The sequence below is a fragment of the Pseudomonas frederiksbergensis genome (assembly GCF_003732665.1).
Classification (GTDB): Bacteria; Pseudomonadota; Gammaproteobacteria; order Pseudomonadales; family Pseudomonadaceae; genus Aquipseudomonas; species Aquipseudomonas frederiksbergensis_G.
Map to the genome: position 1 here is coordinate 1859 of NZ_MOBP01000019.1, position 3018 is coordinate 4876.

A 3018-nucleotide genomic window follows, 5' to 3' on the forward strand; every position below is an offset into this window, starting at 1 on the left:
CGTTACTTTCACTGGTAACGGATCAGGCTAAGGTAAAATTTGTGAGTAATTGCGAATTTTCGGCGAATGTCGTCTTCACAGTATAACCAGATTGCTTGGGGTTATATGGTCAAGTGAAGAAGCGCATACGGTGGATGCCTTGGCAGTCAGAGGCGATGAAAGACGTGGTAGCCTGCGAAAAGCTTCGGGGAGTCGGCAAACAGACTTTGATCCGGAGATGTCTGAATGGGGGAACCCACCTAACATAAGTTAGGTATCTTAAGCTGAATACATAGGCTTAAGAAGCGAACCAGGGGAACTGAAACATCTAAGTACCCTGAGGAAAAGAAATCAACCGAGATTCCCTTAGTAGTGGCGAGCGAACGGGGACTAGCCCTTAAGTGGCTTTGAGATTAGCGGAACGCTCTGGAAAGTGCGGCCATAGTGGGTGATAGCCCTGTACGCGAAAATCTCTTGGTCATGAAATCGAGTAGGACGGAGCACGAGAAACTTTGTCTGAATATGGGGGGACCATCCTCCAAGGCTAAATACTACTGACTGACCGATAGTGAACTAGTACCGTGAGGGAAAGGCGAAAAGAACCCCGGAGAGGGGAGTGAAATAGATCCTGAAACCGTATGCGTACAAGCAGTGGGAGCCCACTTTGTTGGGTGACTGCGTACCTTTTGTATAATGGGTCAGCGACTTATTTTCAGTGGCGAGCTTAACCGAATAGGGGAGGCGTAGCGAAAGCGAGTCTTAATAGGGCGTCTAGTCGCTGGGAATAGACCCGAAACCGGGCGATCTATCCATGGGCAGGTTGAAGGTTGGGTAACACTAACTGGAGGACCGAACCGACTACCGTTGAAAAGTTAGCGGATGACCTGTGGATCGGAGTGAAAGGCTAATCAAGCTCGGAGATAGCTGGTTCTCCTCGAAAGCTATTTAGGTAGCGCCTCATGTATCACTGTAGGGGGTAGAGCACTGTTTCGGCTAGGGGGTCATCCCGACTTACCAAACCGATGCAAACTCCGAATACCTACAAGTGCCGAGCATGGGAGACACACGGCGGGTGCTAACGTCCGTCGTGAAAAGGGAAACAACCCAGACCGTCAGCTAAGGTCCCAAAGTTATGGTTAAGTGGGAAACGATGTGGGAAGGCTTAGACAGCTAGGAGGTTGGCTTAGAAGCAGCCACCCTTTAAAGAAAGCGTAATAGCTCACTAGTCGAGTCGGCCTGCGCGGAAGATGTAACGGGGCTCAAACCATACACCGAAGCTACGGGTATCACTTAGGTGATGCGGTAGAGGAGCGTTCTGTAAGCCTGTGAAGGTGAGTTGAGAAGCTTGCTGGAGGTATCAGAAGTGCGAATGCTGACATGAGTAACGACAATGGGTGTGAAAAACACCCACGCCGAAAGACCAAGGTTTCCTGCGCAACGTTAATCGACGCAGGGTTAGTCGGTCCCTAAGGCGAGGCTGAAAAGCGTAGTCGATGGAAAACAGGTTAATATTCCTGTACTTCTGGTTATTGCGATGGAGGGACGGAGAAGGCTAGGCCAGCTTGGCGTTGGTTGTCCAAGTTTAAGGTGGTAGGCTGGAATCTTAGGTAAATCCGGGATTCTAAGGCCGAGAGCTGATGACGAGTTATCTTTTAGATGACGAAGTGGTTGATGCCATGCTTCCAAGAAAAGCTTCTAAGCTTCAGGTAACCAGGAACCGTACCCCAAACCGACACAGGTGGTTGGGTAGAGAATACCAAGGCGCTTGAGAGAACTCGGGTGAAGGAACTAGGCAAAATGGCACCGTAACTTCGGGAGAAGGTGCGCCGGTGAGGGTGAAGCATTTACTGCGTAAGCCCATGCCGGTCGAAGATACCAGGCCGCTGCGACTGTTTATTAAAAACACAGCACTCTGCAAACACGAAAGTGGACGTATAGGGTGTGACGCCTGCCCGGTGCCGGAAGGTTAATTGATGGGGTTAGCTAACGCGAAGCTCTTGATCGAAGCCCCGGTAAACGGCGGCCGTAACTATAACGGTCCTAAGGTAGCGAAATTCCTTGTCGGGTAAGTTCCGACCTGCACGAATGGCGTAACGATGGCGGCGCTGTCTCCACCCGAGACTCAGTGAAATTGAAATCGCTGTGAAGATGCAGTGTATCCGCGGCTAGACGGAAAGACCCCGTGAACCTTTACTATAGCTTTGCACTGGACTTTGAATTTGCTTGTGTAGGATAGGTGGGAGGCTTTGAAGCGTGGACGCCAGTTCGCGTGGAGCCAACCTTGAAATACCACCCTGGCAACTTTGAGGTTCTAACTCAGGTCCGTTATCCGGATCGAGGACAGTGTATGGTGGGTAGTTTGACTGGGGCGGTCTCCTCCTAAAGAGTAACGGAGGAGTACGAAGGTGCGCTCAGACCGGTCGGAAATCGGTCGTAGAGTATAAAGGCAAAAGCGCGCTTGACTGCGAGACAGACACGTCGAGCAGGTACGAAAGTAGGTCTTAGTGATCCGGTGGTTCTGTATGGAAGGGCCATCGCTCAACGGATAAAAGGTACTCCGGGGATAACAGGCTGATACCGCCCAAGAGTTCATATCGACGGCGGTGTTTGGCACCTCGATGTCGGCTCATCACATCCTGGGGCTGAAGCCGGTCCCAAGGGTATGGCTGTTCGCCATTTAAAGTGGTACGCGAGCTGGGTTTAGAACGTCGTGAGACAGTTCGGTCCCTATCTGCCGTGGACGTTTGAGATTTGAGAGGGGCTGCTCCTAGTACGAGAGGACCGGAGTGGACGAACCTCTGGTGTTCCGGTTGTCACGCCAGTGGCATTGCCGGGTAGCTATGTTCGGAATAGATAACCGCTGAAAGCATCTAAGCGGGAAACTAGCCTCAAGATGAGATCTCACTGGGACCTTGAGTCCCCTGAAGGGCCGTCGAAGACTACGACGTTGATAGGTTGGGTGTGTAAGCGCTGTGAGGCGTTGAGCTAACCAATACTAATTGCCCGTGAGGCTTGACCATATAACACCCAAGCAATTTG

1 rRNA gene is annotated in these 3018 nt (G+C 51.4%); it reads left to right on the top strand.

The features are described from left to right. Positions 1–107 precede the first annotated feature (107 nt). Positions 108–2999 (top strand): 23S ribosomal RNA (locus BK665_RS26220). Positions 3000–3018: the final 19 nt, after the last annotated feature.